Origin of the sequence: Gemella haemolysans ATCC 10379, from assembly GCF_000173915.1 — a bacterium.
Classification (GTDB): Bacteria; Bacillota; Bacilli; order Staphylococcales; family Gemellaceae; genus Gemella; species Gemella haemolysans.
In genome coordinates this window covers 120655-138763 of sequence record NZ_ACDZ02000005.1, presented here as the reverse complement: position 1 = coordinate 138763, position 18109 = coordinate 120655, and the positions used below count along the sequence as shown (strand labels likewise).

Annotated in this window: 16 protein-coding genes; 7 read left to right on the top strand and 9 right to left on the bottom strand. The window is 31.9% G+C overall.

What is annotated here, in order from left to right; genetic code table 11:
• Positions 1-5 precede the first annotated feature (5 nt).
• The 5 genes from GEMHA0001_RS01445 to hrcA all read right to left on the bottom strand — a co-directional run bounded on the left by GEMHA0001_RS01445 (position 6) and on the right by hrcA (position 6100).
• Positions 6-953 (bottom strand): HD domain-containing protein, encoded by a 948-nt coding sequence (locus GEMHA0001_RS01445; protein WP_004263358.1) that lies wholly within the window; start codon positions 951-953, stop codon positions 6-8.
• 276 nt (positions 954-1229) lie between these two features.
• On the bottom strand, positions 1230-2381 hold the full coding sequence (gene dnaJ / locus GEMHA0001_RS01440; protein WP_003143974.1) for a molecular chaperone DnaJ: 1152 nt from the start codon (positions 2379-2381) through the stop codon (positions 1230-1232).
• Positions 2382-2457: 76 nt separating this feature from the next.
• Entirely contained in the window at positions 2458-4281 is a 1824-nt protein-coding gene (gene dnaK, locus GEMHA0001_RS01435; RefSeq protein ID WP_003143988.1) for a molecular chaperone DnaK, read from the bottom strand.
• 219 nt (positions 4282-4500) lie between these two features.
• Complete coding sequence (gene grpE, locus GEMHA0001_RS01430; protein WP_003143977.1) at positions 4501-5073, bottom strand: nucleotide exchange factor GrpE; 573 nt, start codon at positions 5071-5073, stop codon at positions 4501-4503.
• 13 nt (positions 5074-5086) lie between these two features.
• Entirely contained in the window at positions 5087-6100 is a 1014-nt protein-coding gene (hrcA, locus tag GEMHA0001_RS01425; RefSeq protein WP_004263317.1) for a heat-inducible transcriptional repressor HrcA, read from the bottom strand.
• 278 nt (positions 6101-6378) lie between these two features.
• Between hrcA and GEMHA0001_RS01420 the strand changes: the two genes are divergently transcribed.
• Positions 6379-6822 (top strand): DUF1307 domain-containing protein, encoded by a 444-nt coding sequence (locus tag GEMHA0001_RS01420; RefSeq protein ID WP_003144010.1) that lies wholly within the window; start codon positions 6379-6381, stop codon positions 6820-6822.
• Positions 6823-6980: 158 nt separating this feature from the next.
• Positions 6981-8099 (top strand): peptide chain release factor 2, encoded by a 1119-nt coding sequence (gene prfB, locus GEMHA0001_RS01415; RefSeq protein ID WP_004263386.1) that lies wholly within the window; start codon positions 6981-6983, stop codon positions 8097-8099.
• Positions 8100-8142: 43 nt separating this feature from the next.
• Here the strand turns inward: prfB and GEMHA0001_RS01410 are convergent, their stop codons facing one another.
• Positions 8143-8577, bottom strand: a complete 435-nt coding sequence (locus tag GEMHA0001_RS01410) for a DUF1307 domain-containing protein (RefSeq protein ID WP_003143968.1) — start codon at positions 8575-8577, stop codon at positions 8143-8145.
• Between the two features lie 102 nt (positions 8578-8679).
• Complete coding sequence (gene def / locus GEMHA0001_RS01405; protein ID WP_003143976.1) at positions 8680-9234, bottom strand: peptide deformylase; 555 nt, start codon at positions 9232-9234, stop codon at positions 8680-8682.
• A gap of 258 nt (positions 9235-9492) precedes the next feature.
• On the opposite strand from def, the gene GEMHA0001_RS01400 reads away from it, so the two are divergent.
• Together GEMHA0001_RS01400 and GEMHA0001_RS01395 are read left to right on the top strand one after the other, a co-directional pair.
• The gene (locus tag GEMHA0001_RS01400; RefSeq protein ID WP_004263398.1) at positions 9493-11184 is read left to right on the top strand and encodes a M3 family oligoendopeptidase; all 1692 of its coding nucleotides are present in this window, start codon (positions 9493-9495) and stop codon (positions 11182-11184) included.
• A gap of 73 nt (positions 11185-11257) precedes the next feature.
• Positions 11258-11992 carry an HAD family hydrolase gene (locus GEMHA0001_RS01395; protein WP_004263633.1) on the top strand — a complete coding sequence of 245 codons (735 nt, stop codon included), beginning with the start codon at positions 11258-11260 and terminating at the stop codon, positions 11990-11992.
• Positions 11993-12051: 59 nt separating this feature from the next.
• Here GEMHA0001_RS01395 and GEMHA0001_RS01390 read toward each other — a convergent pair whose 3' ends face one another.
• Together GEMHA0001_RS01390 and pnuC are read right to left on the bottom strand one after the other, a co-directional pair.
• Positions 12052-12990 carry a hypothetical protein gene (locus GEMHA0001_RS01390; RefSeq protein WP_004263419.1) on the bottom strand — a complete coding sequence of 313 codons (939 nt, stop codon included), beginning with the start codon at positions 12988-12990 and terminating at the stop codon, positions 12052-12054.
• 231 nt (positions 12991-13221) lie between these two features.
• The gene (pnuC, locus tag GEMHA0001_RS01385; protein WP_003144047.1) at positions 13222-13923 is read right to left on the bottom strand and encodes a nicotinamide riboside transporter PnuC; all 702 of its coding nucleotides are present in this window, start codon (positions 13921-13923) and stop codon (positions 13222-13224) included.
• A 392-nt stretch (positions 13924-14315) separates the two neighbouring features.
• Here pnuC and efeO point away from each other — a divergent pair, with 392 nt between their 5' ends.
• From efeO to GEMHA0001_RS01370, 3 genes are read left to right on the top strand one after another with little or no spacing between them, the layout of a single operon-like run.
• Positions 14316-15194: an iron uptake system protein EfeO gene (gene efeO / locus GEMHA0001_RS01380; protein WP_004263396.1), complete on the top strand. Its 879-nt coding sequence runs from the start codon at positions 14316-14318 to the stop codon at positions 15192-15194.
• Position 15195: 1 nt separating this feature from the next.
• Complete coding sequence (gene efeB / locus GEMHA0001_RS01375; RefSeq protein WP_004263509.1) at positions 15196-16431, top strand: iron uptake transporter deferrochelatase/peroxidase subunit; 1236 nt, start codon at positions 15196-15198, stop codon at positions 16429-16431.
• On the top strand, positions 16409-18106 hold the full coding sequence (locus tag GEMHA0001_RS01370; RefSeq protein WP_004263343.1) for an FTR1 family iron permease: 1698 nt from the start codon (positions 16409-16411) through the stop codon (positions 18104-18106). The genes efeB and GEMHA0001_RS01370 overlap by 23 nt, the downstream gene beginning before the upstream one ends.
• Positions 18107-18109: the final 3 nt, after the last annotated feature.

Sequence of the window (18109 nt, the reverse complement as noted above, 5' to 3'; positions counted from 1 at the left end):
TTTCCTTAATTGTTTTCTCTATCGAACGTTGGAACATAGAAGTGTCTTCCTTCTAGACCGAATAATTTATCACTAAATGTTCCTGGTTCTACATTCGCTAAGTTTTTTTCAAACATCATCATTCTAGCATCGATGTTATCTATAAAATTAATAATCTCCGCTTCTTTTATCATTGGTAATTTCGGAGAACCAAATTCATATTTTCCATGGTGAGCTAGAATCATATGTCTTAACAGCGTAATCTCTTCAGCTTCAATTCCTAATTTATCAGCCATTCGAGCTACTTCATCACTCATAATAACAATATGCCCCAGAAGTTCTCCCTCTAATGTATAAGATGTTCCTACAGGTCCGCTTAGCTCGACAGTTTTTCCTAAATCGTGTAAAATAATTCCACTGTATAATAAATCTTTATTTAGTGATGGATAAATAGCTACTAAAGCTTTCGCAATTTTTAACATCGTTGTCGTATGATAAATCAAACCTGAATAAAAATCATGGTGCATTGATTTAGCTGCAGGATAACTAATAAATTGGCTTTTATATTTATTTAACAATTCAATAGTCACTGTTCTTAAATTATCATTCCCAATTTCTTTTAAGAAGTAATTTAATTCATTTATCATTACATCTTTTGGAACCGGTGCTGTTTGAATATAATCTTGAATATCTATATTATCACTATCAGTTGCCATTCTATAATTTTTTATTTTTAACTGAAGCTTACCTCGATAATCTAGTAAAGTCCCTTCTACGTGGATCATCTTACCAGCTTTTAAATTTTCACTATCTTCATCTTTAACTTCCCAAATCTTACCATCAATACTACCTGTTTTATCTTTTAGATAAAGTGTTAAATATGGCTTCCCACTTGACGCTACTCCACGAATAACATTATCCAATAATAAAAACATACTAATTTCTTGATCAGCTTTAAATTCGTTTATGAACATTTCCTCACTCCTTCTTTCTAGTATATTTTATATCCATCTTATATTTTACTTTGTATTACAAAAAAATTCAAATAAATATGGTAGATTACTTAACAAAACAAAAAAGAGTGACTCAAAAATCGTAATTTCTAAGAAATCGATTTATTTAAAGTCACTCCAAAAAAATTTATTAGATATCTATGATACTTTTATAAAACAAGATTTTATATTAATAAACCACTGTATCTATGAATTTTCATATACACTTTTTTATAATTTAGGTCTTCTTTATCTTTATTAGTCAAAAAGATCTTTTGCTTTTCTACTAACTTTATCTAAAAAGCTTTCATCTTCTTCAACTTTCTCATTATTTAATTTTGCAAGTTCCAGGTATAACTCTCGTTCTTTTGTCGATAAGTTCTTAGGAATTTCAACAGATACCACGATAAAGTGATCTCCTTGTCCATGCCCCATTACACTCTTAACACCTTTACCTGCTAAACGGAATTTACGTCCGTGTTGTGTTCCTGCTGGAACGTTCAATTCAATCTCACCTGTTAAAGTACGTACATCTAGTTTTGTACCAAGAGCAGCCTGTGCTGGAGAAAGTTTCAATTCTGTATAGATATCATCACCTTCTCTATGGAAATATGAATCTTCAGCAACGATTACCTCTATGAATAAGTCACCTGCTGGACCACCATTTTCTCCTGCTCCACCTTTACCACGAAGACGAACACGTTGTCCTGAACTGATTCCTTCTGGAATCTCCACTTCATATTCTACTTCGCGGTTATTGTATCCTTTACCGAAACAGTGCGCACATTTATCTTTTATAATTTTACCGCGTCCTTGACATTCTGAACATGTACGTTGACTTTGCATACGGCCGAATGGAGTATCTTGAATTACTGCTTCTTGTCCACTACCGTTACATCTGTGACAAGTATTTACAGATGAAGAATCTTTTGCACCACTTCCGTGACAGTGATCACATTCTACATCTTTACGAATTTTTATAGTTTTTTTCGTACCGAATACAGCATCTTCAAAACTTATGCGAATACGGTGTAATAAGTCTTCTCCTTGACGTGGTGCGTTCGGATTACGACGCGTTCCCCCTCCTCCGAAGAAACTTGAAAAAATATCCCCAAGGTCATCAAAACCACCTGAGAATCCAGAGAAACCTCCACCGAAGCCACCAAATCCACCTTGACCTGCTCCACCTTCAAACGCTGCGTGACCAAATTGATCATATTGAGCTTTTTTAGTATCGTCACTCAGTACTTCATATGCTTCAGAAATCTCTTTGAATTTATCTTCTGCACCTGGCTCTTTGTTGATATCTGGGTGATATTGTTTTGATAATTTACGATATGCTTTTTTAATTTCAGCTGCACTTGCGCTTTTACTTACGCCAAGCACCTCATAATAATCTCTTTTAGCCATCTTAATCTCTCCTATAATTAATTATTTAACAAAGGGCTAGCGCATAACGCTACCAGCCCTTGGACTTTTTATTTAATTATTTTTTCTCAGTGAAGTCTGCATCGATTGTATCATCATCGTTGTTTGATGAAGTTGCTCCTGCGTCCGCACCTTGAGCTCCTGCTGCAGCATTAGCTTGTTCGTAAAGTTTCATAGTCATTTCTTGAACAGCTTTGTTTAATTCATCTTTAGCAGATTTAATTTCTTCTAAATTATTGTTTTTAATAGCTTCTTTTAATATATCGTTTTTAGCTTTAATATTATCTAATAAGCTTTGGTCTACTTTATCTTTAGCTTCTTCTAATGCTTTATCTGCTTGGAATGAAAGTTGGTCAGCTTCATTACGTACATCAGCTTCTTCTTTACGTTTAGCATCTGCTTCTGCATTAGCTTCTGCTTCTTTAACCATTCTATCGATATCAGCATCTGTTAATGAACTACTTGATTCAATAGTTATTTTTTGTTGTTTTTGAGTTCCAAGATCTTTAGCAGTAACATTTACAATACCATTTTTGTCGATATCAAATGTAACTTCGATTTGAGGTACTCCACGTGGTGCTGGTGGTATATCTGAAAGTTGGAATCTTCCAAGAGTTTTGTTATCAGATGCCATTGGGCGTTCACCTTGTAATACGTGGATATCTACTGCTGGTTGGTTATCTGCAGCTGTAGAGAATACTTGTGATTTAGAAGTTGGGATTGTTGTATTTCTTGGAATTAATACTGTCATAACTGATCCCATTGTTTCAATACCTAATGATAATGGAGTTACGTCTAGTAATACAACATCTTTAACGTCACCTGTAATTACTCCACCTTGGATAGCAGCACCCATAGCTACTACTTCGTCAGGGTTTACTCCTTTATGAGGCTCTTTACCCATTTCTTTTTTAACAGCTTCTTGTACGGCTGGGATACGTGTAGATCCACCAACTAAGATTACTTGATCGATTTCACTTGGGTTTAATCCAGCATCTTTAAGAGCTTGACGAGTTGGGATTAATGTTCTTTCTACTAAGCTGTGAGTAAGTTCATCAAATTTAGCACGAGTTAATGTGTTTTCTAAGTGAACTGGTCCGTTAGCTCCAGCTGAGATGAATGGTAATGAAATTTGAGTTGAAGTTACACCAGATAAGTCTTTTTTAGCTTTTTCTGCTGCATCTTTAAGACGTTGCATTGCCATTTTATCTTGTGATAAATCGATAGCTTGTTCTTTTTTGAATTCTTCTACAAGGTAATCGATAATAGCTTGGTCGAAGTCATCTCCACCTAATAAGTTATCTCCTGATGTAGCTAATACTTCGAATACTCCATCTCCTAATTCTAAGATAGATACGTCGAAAGTACCACCACCTAAGTCGAATACTAATACTTTTTGATCTACATCTGTTTTTTCTAATCCGTATGCTAATGCAGCTGCAGTAGGTTCGTTAATAATACGTTCTACTTCTAATCCAGCAATTTTACCAGCGTCTTTAGTTGCTTGACGTTGAGCGTCGTTGAAGTAAGCTGGTACTGTAATAACAGCTTTAGTTACTTTTTCACCTAGGTAAGCTTCAGCAGTTGCTTTTAAGTTTTGTAAAATCATTGCTGAAATTTCTTGTGGTGAGTATTTTTTACCATTTACGTCTTCTTTGTAATCTGTACCCATGTGACGTTTGATAGAAATTACTGTATTAGGGTTAGTGATTGCTTGACGTTTTGCTACTTCCCCTACTTGAATTTCATCACCTTTGAATGCTACTACAGAAGGTGTAGTTCTGTTACCTTCTGGGTTAGGGATTACTTTAGCTTCCCCACCTTCTAATACTGATACACATGAGTTAGTTGTTCCTAAGTCGATACCTATAATTTTTGACATATTCTTGTCCTCCTTAAATTCATAATAACTATATTTTCAAATTTATTTGTTAAAATGATTATTTCACTCTAACAAAGTCTTATATTACTTTTTTATCTGCGCAGTGGCTACATACCAATCATTTCGTTGCTACGCTCCTCATTCTTGGTGTAGCTGTGCGATTCTTACTCCTAACTTTTTTCTTCACCTTCTAGGTTCGAAAAAACTAAGGATTAATAATTACGAGTTTACTTTCACCATTGCTGGTCTGATTACTCTATCTTTTAGTTTGTAACCTTTTTGGAATGTATCTAAGATTACTCCGCTTTCTTTATCACTTTCTTCCCCTTGCATTACTGCGTGGTGGAAGTTTGGATCGAACTGTGCATTTTCAGTTTCCACTAGTTCAACACCTTCTGATTTAAGCGCTGCTTGTAATCCTTCGTATACCATTTGTACACCTTTTAGAACTGTTTGCACTTCTTCATTAGTTGACTCAACTTGTAAAGCACGTTCCAGGTTATCCAAACTTGGTAAGATTTCTGTAATAACTTTTTGACTCTTATAAGCATTTATAGTGTCAATTTCTTGATTTTTACGTCGTTTAAAGTTTTCAAACTCTGCGTAAAGTCGTAAGTATTTGTCTTCTGACGCTTTTACTTCTTCTTGCAGTTTTTCAATTTGCTCTTGTAATAACTCTTCAGCAGTTTTTTCAACTACTTCTTCTTTTAAATCTGTCGTTTCTTCAGTCTCAACAGTTTCTTCTGTTGTTACTTCTTCTTGTAGAGTTTCTTTTTGTTCTTCAGTAGCCATCTCTACCTCCTAATTATTTTAAATTATTATTTAAATTATCACGAACACAAGCTATAAGTGTCATGATTTTTGAATAGTCCATTCTCTTTGGTCCGAATACGGCTATTACACCTTGACCTTTAGATGTGTTATAACTACTAGACACTAATGAAAGATCATCTATATTCCCAAGCTTAAGCTCAGTTCCTATTTTAATAGATGGTTTGTCTGTTACTTCATTATTATCTAGAAGCTCGACTATCTTATCATCTTCTAAGAGCGATACTACTTCTTTTAATTTTTCTACATTGTCTATATCGGGTTGTTTAAGTAAATTGTACTTACCCCCTAATGCTACAGTCTTTTTAATTTTATTTTGTAACAATCTATTTAAAGCCACCACTATCATATCGTAGTTGTTAACTTTATTCTTTAGATATTTTTCTAACTCACCATGAATCATTACGTGAGCTGTTGCCATATCTACATCATAGAAGTAACTTTGTAGAAGTTTATTAATCTCCGCTATATCCTCTGCAGTGAAATCCGCATCAAGTTTATAGTTTTGTTGGAATACTTCTCCTATGTTTGTTACTAATATAACGAGAATACTACGACTACTTAGAAGGATAACCTCTATCTTATTAATGCGCCTATCCGTTTTTGTCGGGGCTAATATGACCGCCGTACAATCAGTTAAGTCCGATAGGACTATTGCATTTTTTTCTAGATAGTTATTTTCCGATACTATATCACCACCAGAGAGTTGTTTAAGTTTTTCATTCTCACTATTCGATAGTTCATAATCTTTTTTTATGTAATCTACATAATAGCGATAACCTTTTTCCGAAGGTACTCTACCTGATGAAATATGAGTCTTCTTAATCAATCCTTCTTTTTCTAATTTACTCATATCATTTCTTATCGTTGCCGAACTGAAATCAATATTTTGAGCAATTTGCTTAGAACCTACAGGCTGATTAGTCGTAATAAAATTTTCGACTATAGATTGAAGAATGAGTACTTGTCTATCTATTAACATCGTCATCACCTATTCTCCAATTTTGTGTTTTAGCACTCTAACTACCCGACTGCTAATCACATATATAATAATATCATTAAGGTCAAAATAAGTCAATACCTTTTTTAAAATTTTTTTGACTTTTTTTGACCTTTCTGTTTTCCATATAAGAAAAACCTTGTAATACCAAGTTTTAAATGAGTCTTAAAAAGTATATATTGAAACAAATAATAATAAAACCCTTCAAAAATTTTCATCACTTATGATATAATATAGGTTATCAATAGAAAAGGAGTTTTTTTATAATGAAGAAAATATTTAGACTTTGCACTATACTTTTATCTTCCCTACTTATACTAACTGCATGTAGTAGTGAAAAGACAAAAGTATTTACTACAAAATATGGAAGTAATCAAGAAAATGAAACTACATTAACTTATAAAGGCGAGGTTGTTAATAGACTAAAAACTATTTCTAATATCACTGACCTAGGAACTGATGAAGAAGCAGCCTACAATAGTATAAAGACATCTATCGACCAAGAGAATAAAGATATCGATGGACTTTCTTACACTATTGAAAAGAAAGATGGAAAAGTAATTATTACTTGGGATCTAGATTTTACTAAAATAAACTTTGAAAAAGATAAGGATCGCTTGCATTTCAAAAAATCTTCTTTAGATGAAGAAAGAAAGTTAAGCTACATAGAAGAAAACCTTAAGAAAAATGGTGCTGTAGAGAAAAAATAAAATTTTATAAATAGAGTGTTTATCAGCTAGAACTTTTAATCTTGCTGATAAACACTTTTTTCTTATGAATACACTGGATTTTATCCTCACCTTCCTTGTATCTTCATGAAAATTCTTGTATAATAAGTAAACGAAAGAAGTTAATAGAGGTAAAAATTTTGGAACTTATTGAACTTAGAAAAGAACTCGAAGAAATTAACAAAAGAATAACGGAATTTAAAACTTCATTAAAAATAGAAGATAAAACTGAACGAGTTGCTGAAATTGAAAATATGATGCTAGAGGCTGATTTTTGGAATGATAGCGAAGCAGCCAGTCTATTAGTTACAGAATCAAAAAGTATAAAAAAAGAACTTGATGAATTTAGTGAAATGATAGACTATTTAGAGCACTCTGAAGAGATGGTTGAATTTCTAAAAGATGAAGATGATGAAGAAATATATCAAGATTTACTAGAAACAGTAGTCAATCTTAAAAATAGTGTTGAAGATTTTAGCTTTAGATTACTATTCTCTGAAGAATATGATAACAACACTGCTATACTAGAAATACATGCCGGAGCTGGTGGAACTGATGCTACAGACTGGTCAGAATTAATGTTACGTATGTATGAAAGATTCTTCACAAAACAAGGATTAAAATATAGTTACTTAAACTATCAATCTGGTGATATCACTGGAGTTAAATCAGCAACTATAAAAATTGAAGGTGACTTTGCATATGGATTATTAAAAGGAGAAAAAGGTGTTCACCGAGTTGTTCGTATCTCACCTTTTGATCCATCTGGAAAAAGACATACGTCGTTCGCTTCAATCGATGTAATTCCAGAATTTAATGATGATGAAATTAATATCGAAATTAATAATGAAGATTTAAAAATAGACACTTACAGAGCTCAAGGTGCTGGTGGGCAGCATATTAACACTACTGATTCAGCAGTTCGTATTACCCACCTTCCTACTGGTATCGTCGTTCAATCACAAGCAGAACGAAGCCAAATTAAAAATAAAGATGCTGCAATGAAAAATTTAAAATCAAAACTATATCAACTTGAAATAGAAGAAAAAGAAAAAGAATTAGCAGCAATTCGTGGTGAACAAAAGGATATCGGTTGGGGATCACAAATTCGTTCCTATGTATTTACTCCATATACAATGGTAAAAGATCACAGAACAAACTATGAAGTATCTACAGTAGACAAAGTAATGGATGGTGAAATAATCGATTTTATCGATGCTTATCTACATTACAATATTAAAGAAAAAGAGATATTATAGAAAATAGACCTTTCGAGAAAATACTCGATAGGTCTATTATTTTTTATTTTTTCTCATCAAATCTTTCTTCTATAAGTTTTTCTTCTGTTTTTTTCAGACTTACTTTTTTATCTCCAGAACTTGGCCATGGAAGACCTTTTAATTCATTAATATCAGCTACAGAATAATCAACTGTTACAGTTTCTATAGCAACTTTATCTTGATAATCAACTTTATCTTCTAACCCTTTTATACCTTTGAGCTTTTCTCCGAATTTCTCCGCTTGTTTTTTAAAGGTTTCTTTAGTTAGTCCTAGTTCAGAATAAGTAATAATATTTTTGGCTGTTTGTTTCGTTACAACATCACCTTTATAATAAAGTGTAATTTCCATCTGTACACCAGGTTGTTTCTTAACATAAACCTTACTACCTTCTTTTTCGGAACATCCGACTAAAAATACTAATAAAAAGACTGATATAATTTGTAATATCTTTTTCATTTTATAAACTCTCCTATCCTTTAGATAATAATATTATATCATAGATTAAAATTAATGCAAACATTATTAAAAGAGCGATACAAAATTGTATCGCCCTTTTTATTATAGTTTTTCGTATTCAGCTGGCACATCAAATGGATTTTCTTTATTAATATGATCGTAGAACATAACTCCATTTAAGTGATCAATTTCGTGTTGGAAACAAATTGCTGGTAAGTCTGTTAAAGTTAAAGTAACTTTCTCATCATTCTCATTATAACCAACTACTTTAATTTTTGAATAACGAGGAACATATCCCTTAATATCTTTATCTACAGATAAACACCCTTCTCCACCAGCTAAGTAACATTTTGTTGCTGAATTTGAGATGATTTTTGGATTGTATAGTGCATAAGAAACAGTATCTTCTGGGAATTCCTCATCTGGAATGTGCACGGCTATCATTCTTTTTGAAACGTTGATTTGCGGTGCAGCTAAACCTATTCCAGGTTTTAGTCCTAATTTTTCTGCTTTTTCATCATCTTGTGAAGCAATAACATACTCTAATAATCCACGTAAAATAGCTTTATCTTCGTCTGAGATAGGACTTTTTACTTCTTCGGCACGTGCTCTAAGCGTTGCATGTGGATCAATAATTATATCTTTAGTAGTAATCAAATCTTTTCTCCTTTATTTCTAATTATTTATTACGGTATCTTCGTACATACATAATTATTTCATAAATATAACAGAATGTCAAAGGTCAAAGTTTCCTAACTGACATTTTTTTAAAAGTTTTATTTTACATAAAATATTCCTTTAATTTTCTATCTTTATTTTTGAATTTTCTGAAAGTTATTTTTGTATTTTTATTTATTTCGTGTTATCATAGTATTATTGATAATTTATAAATAAAAATTTTTAGGAGGGTGTATTATGACTTTTGAAAATTACCAATATACAAGACCAAATACAGATCAATTAAAAGAACAATTAGCAGCATTAGTAGAAAGACTAAACTCTGCAACTAACGCTAAAGAGACACTAGATATTTTCAATGAATATAATGAACTTCGTAATAACGTAAGTACAATGTCACAATTATCAGAAATTCGTGTAACAATTGACACAACTGATAAATTCTATGAAGCTGAACAAGAATTTTGGGATGAGTTTGGCCCTGAGTTAGACTCTCTATACAGCAAATTTGACGAAGCAATATTCAATTCAAAATTCAAAGAAGAACTAAAAAAAGAAATTGGAGAACATTACTTCAATCTAATCGAAACTTCTCTAAAAGTATTTAGCGATGAAATCATTGAAGATTTAAAAGAAGAAAACAAACTTTCTTCAGAATACACTAAACTAACTTCAAGTGCTAAAATTCCATTTGATGGTGGTGAACACAACTTAAGTGGTATGGCTAAATACACACAAGATGCTAACCGTGAAACTCGTCTATTAGCAAACCAAGCTGTAGCTAAATTCTTTAAAGAAAACTTAGAACAATACGATAGCATTTATGATCGTATGATTAAAGTTCGTACTCGTATTGCGAAAAAACTTGGATTTGATAACTTTGTAGAGGTTGCTTACCTACGCTTACACAGAACAGACTACAATGCAAAAGATGTAGCAAACTACAGAAAACAAATTTTTGAGGAAATCGTTCCTGTAGTTGAGGAACTTAAAAAAGCTCAAGCTAACCGTCTAGGGCTTGAAAAACTTTCATTCCACGATGAAGGTGTAACATTCAAATCAGGTAACCCTACTCCAAAAGGAGATCGTCCAACACTTGTTGACCATGCTAAAACTATGTATAAAGAATTATCACCTGAAACTGATGAATTCTTCACATTTATGACTGAAAATAACTTATTAGATTTAGATACAAAACCAGGAAAAGCTGGTGGTGGTTACTGTACATTTATTCCAAACTACAAGGCACCGTTTATCTTCGCTAACTTTAACCAAACACCTCATGATGTTACAGTTCTAACTCACGAAGCTGGACATGCTTTCCAAGTTTTCCAAAGTAGACATCATATGCCAGATTATGTTTGGCCAACATACGAAGCTTGCGAAATTCACTCAATGAGTATGGAATTTTTAACTTGGCCTTGGATGAACTTATTCTTCCAAGATGAAACAGAGAAATTCAAATACTATCACATGGCAACATCAATCAAATTCTTACCATATGGTGTTACAGTTGATGAATTCCAACATGAAGTGTATGAAAATCCGGAATTAACTCCAAAAGAGCGTCGTATGAAATGGTTAGAAATCGAAAGAAAATACTTACCATCTCGTTACTACGAAGATATTCCAGAACTTGATGAAGGTCTATTCTTCTATAGACAAGGTCACTTATTCAGTGTCCCATTCTACTACATCGACTACACACTAGCTCAAGTTTGTGCATTCCAATTCTGGAAAAAAGCTAACGAAAATAGAGAAAAAGCATGGAAAGAATACCTACACCTATGTAAACTAGGTGGAACTAAACCATTCTTAGAGTTAGTTAAAGAAGCTAACCTAGAAAATCCATTCGAAGACGGAACTATCTCTAATATTGTTCCAGAACTTAGAAAATACATTGACTCTGTCGATGCAACAAAATTCTAGTATAGTTAAAGGCGAGTAAATCTCGTCTTTAACTTTATAGAAATAATTTTTTTTAATATTAGGAGGATAAAATATGAAAGAAAAAAAGATAGCAGCATTTTTTGATATTGACGGAACTCTTTATAGAGATTCTCTAATGACAGAACATTTTAAAAAATTAATAAAATACGAAGTTGTAGATGAAAAATATTGGCTAAATGGTGTAAAGGATAGTTACATTAACTGGGATAAGAGATTCGAAGACTATGATAACTACCTATTTGGCGTTTCCGAAGCTTATGTACAAGCAATAACAGGCCTTCACAAAAAATATATTGACTTCGCGACTGAACAAGTAATGAAACTTAAAGCTGATCGTGTCTATAAATTCACACGTGATATTATAGAAAAACACAAAAGAAATGGACACCTAATCATTTTCATTTCAGGAAGTCCTGACTACCTTGTCGAAGCGATGGGTAAAAAACATCATGCATTTTTAGCTATAGGTAGTAAATATATTATAGAAGATGAGAAATTTACAGGTGAAGTAGTTCCAATGTGGGATGCAGATAGCAAAAACAAAACTATTGATAGATTAGTTGAAGAACACAACATTGATCTGGATCAATCTTTCGCTTATGGAGATACTAATGGTGATTACAACATGTTAAGACGTGTTGGAAATCCTGTAGCCATGAACCCAAGTCGTGAATTACTAAGTAAAATTAAAGAAAATAAAGAACTAGCTGAAAAAGCTACTATTCTTATTGAACGTAAAGATGTTATTTATAAAACAAAAGCTAATATAGATATTGTAGAAATATAAAAGAAAACTCAAGGTAATCAACATTATGTCATACCTTGAGTTTTTATAATCATTAAATATTAAGTATTATATAAAAATTCAGAACCCTCTTCACTATTAAGATTAACTCCAGAAACCAATCTATTTCCTACTTTTCTATAAAGCTGAGGTTGAGTGGTAAAAGTTATCTTACTTCCATCTTCCTTAATAAGTTTAAAGCTCTTACCATTTACAGACCATTCAATTGATTCCCCATTATATTTTTTTAGAAGATATCCTTTATATCGATTAACAAGATCAGATCTCATTTTTCTCGCTCCTTCTTCACTTGTTGCTCCACCTATTCCTTGAGCATCTGCAGGTAATGAATTACTGTCATTTAATAATGCAGGATTTGGCCCACCTAATTCGACATCAGATCTTTTCTTCTTACGTTCAAACTCTCTTGCTTTTTCTGCAAGTTCCTTAGCCTTTTGTGCAGCTTCTTGAGCTTTTTCATAAAGTTTATTCCCTACATCACTTAGTAATTGTTTTAGACTATTATTATTGAATTTATATTTTTCTAATATTTGAGAAAGATCCTTGTTAAAGTTCACATCTAGTTTAGTATTTTTTATTTCTTCTTCTGCTCTCTTATAATTTTCAATATCAGCATTTAACCAGTTAATAGCAGCTGAAAAATTTGAACTAGTATCAAGTTTTTTAGCTCTATCTAAACTATCTTTTGCTTCATCAACCTTTTTGTCATTTAAACTAATAGAAGTATTTCTAACCTCTTTTGCAACTTTAATATCAGTTTTGATAGTAGGAATAGCCTTCTGAGCAACGTCAGTAGTTAGAGTTTCTAAGCCTTTTGCTCCAGCTTCGAAATCGTGACTGATATTAATCATATCAACATATTTTTGATATTCTTCTTTTACCTTCTTATCTTTTCCACTACCAAACATAAAATAATAAGCTGTAGCACAAATAATAAGCACAATAAAAATACTCGAAAATATAGCAATACTTTTTTTCATATATATTCTCCTCTAATATAAAATATCCAATTCCGTGGTTTATAAAATTATTATCTCATAGAAAATAATATTTTACTAAAATTAAATTATCAGTACATATTTAGCTTTAAATCTGATTCCAATTAGTCTTTTATCGAGCACTTTAATTTGTAATTCGTACGTAAAAAAGCCGTTGACTCCTGCATCATTGCACAGTTGTCAACAGCTTTAAATCTATAATTGTAATCTATTTTATTTTTCAGAATCTTTCCATACAAATAATGCTCCAACACTATTAATGATGTAAAAGATATATTTACCAACGTTAGCAAAGTTTCCTTGAACTACTGCTTTTGTAAGTTGAACAATATTATATAGTAACCAGAATGGCCATTGTGTAGTTAGCTTAAATGTATTTAATCCATTACCCATTAATGAGAATGCAAATGCAATTGTAGTTATATATGCAAGAGTACTCATCTTACCATGATATCCAATGTAGTTTGTTGCATATGAAAATACAAATGAAAGGATTGCAATTGCTGTTAAAACTGTATATAATTTTGCTTTTGACATTGTATTTGGTTTATCTGTAGATTTATTCCACACATAGATCGCACCCAAATAGATTAAAAATGTTACAGGGTATGTGATAATCGCAGCTTTGTTACCTAGGATATAATCAATAACTCCTGATAATACGGCATTAATAATACCTAAGTAGTTACCAAGTTTACTTAATTTTCCTGTAAATCTTGTAGATAGCATCGAAATACCAACATTAATTACAGAAATAAGTCCAAATGGTACAAGTGCAGTCCATGGACCCCAATCAACGAATTTATCTAATCTCGTTGCTAAATAACCTGATGCAATAGCAATACTAATTACTAAAACAACCCCTAGTAAATCAAACCATTTTGATGTTGCAAATATTTTTAATTTTTGTTTCATAAAGCCTTTTATTCCTTTTTAAATGTATCACATTAAGTTAATGTAACCTTAATTTTTTAGGTTCTTAGTAGCTTTTTTATATCGCTTACTAAAAATCTACTTTCATTATACATCAAACATTCTTAACTTTCAATCAATTAATTTCATATTTCTACTATATTGTTATATAATATAAATATATTTTTAAAAATATAATATTATAGTAGCTTTTATTTTAAACTTTTATCTGATACATAAAAAAGAAAGATTTATTTTTTAGTTTCCTAAAAACAATTTTATTCACCATATAAAACTTTTCTTTTTATATCAATTTGTTTCTTATCACTTTACTTTCTAACTGATAATGATTATAATTTATAATAGACAAAACATGAAAGTGAGTATATTTATTAATGAAGAAAAATAAATTATTTATGGCCCTAATGGCTGGTACTATCGTTATTAGCGGATGTGCTGCTAAAACAGATAAAAAAGAAGAAAACAAAGCTGCTCAAGTTGATACATCTAAAGATACAAAAGAACAACTTAAGCAAGCTACCGATCTTTATAAAAAATTCGTAGAAAACCAAGTAGATACTCTACTTAAAGATACTGAAAAATTCGCTGAAACTATTAAATCTGGAAATCTTGATGAAGCTAAGAAACAATATCCTGTTATTCGTATGGCTTACGAACGTTCAGAACCTATCGCAGAAAGTTTTGGTGAACTTGATGTGAATATCGACTTCCGTCTTGCTGACTACCTTGAAGAAAATAAAACAGAAGAAGGATGGAGAGGATTCCACAGAATCGAAAAAATTATGTGGGAACAAAATACTACTAAAGGTACTGAAGAATATGCAGACCAACTAGTAAAAGACATTAAAGAATTAAAAGCTAAAGTCGCTACTGTTGAAGTTACTCCTGATTTAATGGTAACTGGAGCTGTTGACTTACTTAACGAAGTTGCAACGCAAAAAATCACAGGAGAAGAAGAAATTTACTCTCACACTGACCTATACGACTTTAAAGCTAACATCGAAGGTGCTGAAGAAATCTTTAAGATTTTTAAACCTTTAATCGAGAAAAAAGACGGTAAATTAGCTAAGGATTTAACTGAAAAATTCGCTACAATAAATAGCTTATTAGACAAATATAAAACTGATGAAAAACACTATAAACTATATACTGATTTAACAAAAGAAAATACTAAAGAACTTTCTGAAGCTGTAACAAAATTAGGAGAACCACTTTCTCAAATGGGTGTAATTTTAGACGAAGAGGCTAAGTAATATGGAAGAATCTGGTAAAAAATGGATTGACAAAAAAATAACAAGACGTGATTTTCTGAAAAAAGCAGGAATGACTGGAGCCGGTGCAGTTGTTGGAGCTTCTGCTCTTGGTGGATTTTTCGCAAATAAAGCTGAGAACAACAGAGCTATAGCTGATGGAGAAGAAAAAATCACATTCTATGGTAAACACCAAGCTGGAATTACTACTCTTATGCAAAAATGTGCTTATTTTGTCGTACTAGATTTACACTCGACTAAGCGTGATGATGTAATCGACATGTTTAAGGAATGGACTAAATATAGTGAAAAATTAATGAACGGTGAACTAGTTGAACCTGCTCTTAAAAACCATTATTTACCACCAAAAGATACTGGAGAAACGGTAGGGTTAAATCCCTATCGTTTAACTCTGACTTTTGGGGTTAGTCCAAGTTTCTTAAAAAAAATGAACTTAGAGAATAAAAGTCTTGAAGAATTTAAAGACTTACCACCTTTCGCTAGAGAACAATTAAAAGAAAAATATACAGGTGGAGATATTTGTATTCAAGCCTGTGCAGATGATGAACAGGTAGCCTTCCATGCAGTACGTAACCTAGTTAGAAAAGCTCGCTCTACTGTAACTATGAAGTGGAGCCAATCTGGTTTTGCCGCTATTGGTAATCGTCTTGAAACACCACGTAACCTTTTCGGATTTAAAGACGGTACTGCTAATGCAACTAAAGAAGACCAATTTGATAAGATTGTATGGTGCGATAAGGACAACTGGATGAAAGATGGTAGCTACATGGCTGTAAGACGTATACAAATGCACCTTGAGACATGGGATAGAACAAGTTTAAATGAACAGGAAAATACCTTCGGAAGATATAAGGATAGTGGTGCTCCTTTCGGAGAAACTGACGAGTTCGCCCCAATTGATCTTAATAAAAAGGGTCCAGATGGGAAACCTTTAATTCCTGTAACTTCTCACGTCCACTTAGCACATAAACCTGGTGTAGAATTATTAAGGCGTTCTTATTCTTATTCAGACGGTATAAATGAAACTACAGGACAATTCGACTCTGGACTGCTATTTATCTCATTTCAAAAAGATCCAAAACAATTTATAACTATCCAGAATAGTCTAGGAAACGAAGATAAGATGAATGAATATATAACTCATATCGGTAGCGGTCTATTTGCATGTTTTGGAGGAATTAAGGAGGGAGAATATATTGGCAAAAAACTATTTGACTAAAATAATTTTAGCTTTTATCGTTCTTTTCAGTTTTAGTTCTCCATTTTTAAAAACTATTGTAGCAAAAGAATCATACAGTAATCTTTTTATAAAAATTACCGACGCTAATACTGCAATAAAAAATAACGAACAAGACAAAGCTAAAAAATTAATTGAAGAATTTAAAACAGAATTTGAAGCAACGAAAAATTCAGATTCTGAAGATGGAAGAAAAGTTAAACAAACATTAAAATCAAATGATATTAATGAGGAACAACTTAGGGAATTATCAACAGCGCTACTCGCTTTTGAAAATGAACAAAATCCTTTAGACGTTGAAGCCGAGAAAAAAGCTTTTAAAACGAAACTTTATCCTGCTTTCGATAAATTAGAAAAAGCAATCGACACTAGAGATGTTGAAACTATGAAAGCAGAATATGTTAAATACAATGCTTCTTGGGTGCGCAATGAAGGTATCGTAAGAACACTTGAACCTGCTTACTATGGAAAAGTAGAAACAACAATGTCATTTCTACGTAGTTCTATGGAAGTTGAACCTTATGACTATCAAACTACAAAATTATATTTAACTGATCTAAAAACTTATCTAGATGATTTCCTTGCTGGGAAAAAGCTAGAACAAAATTCAGAAGTTAAAACACTTGAACAAGGAATAAAACTTCTTGAAGATAGCCTTGCAGCCTTCAAAGATGGAAATAATAGTCAAGGTTCACAGAAAATGAAGAAATTCATAGAAGTTTGGCCTGTTATAGAAGGAGAAGTTCGAACACGAAACGCTTCACTATATACAAAAGTAGAAAGCGAAACTCCTATAATTATGGTTAAAGGTAGTGAACAAAAGTATCAAGAACAACTTAAAAACTTAATTACAGAGCTAAAAAAAATCGATACGAAATCTAACTATTCTGCATTAGATTCTATGCTAATCTTACTTCGTGAAGGTGTTGAAGCATTAATTATCGTCTTATCTCTTGCAAGTGCATTAAAAGCTGCTAAACAGAAAAAAGGGTTGATCTGGATTTATTCGGGTGCCTTAGTAGGTATTTTTTCTAGTATACTTGCAGCTGTTATTTTAAAATACTCATTCCCTGCTCTATCATCTGGTACTAACCGTGAAATCATCGAAGGTGTTGTTGGTATCTTTGCAGTAATTATGATGATAGGTATTGGAATTTGGCTACATAGTAAAAGTTCTGTTAAAGCATGGAAGAAATATATGGATACAAAGTTAAATCTAGTACTTTCTACTGGAAGCTTTATATCTATGTTCACACTTAGCTTCCTAGCAGTATTCCGTGAAGGTGCAGAAACTATTTTATTCTATGCTGGTATTATGCCATTAATTTCTACAAGTAACTTATTAATAGGGATAGCTCTTGCTATTGTCGCTTTAATAATCATCGGTATAATTATGGTTAAAGCTTCTGGAAAATTACCTATTAGCAAAGTATTCCTAGTTCTGTCTTGGTTAATATACATTCTAGGATTTAAAATGCTTGGAGTAAGCATACATGCTTTACAAATAACTGATATACTATCAAATAACATTATAGATTACTTACCTACTATCGAAATATTAGGAATCTATCCTAGTTTTGAAGTAATAATAGCTCAACTTATTTATATCATAGTTGTAGCAATTAGTATATTCTATGAAAAATCTAAAAATAAATAGGTA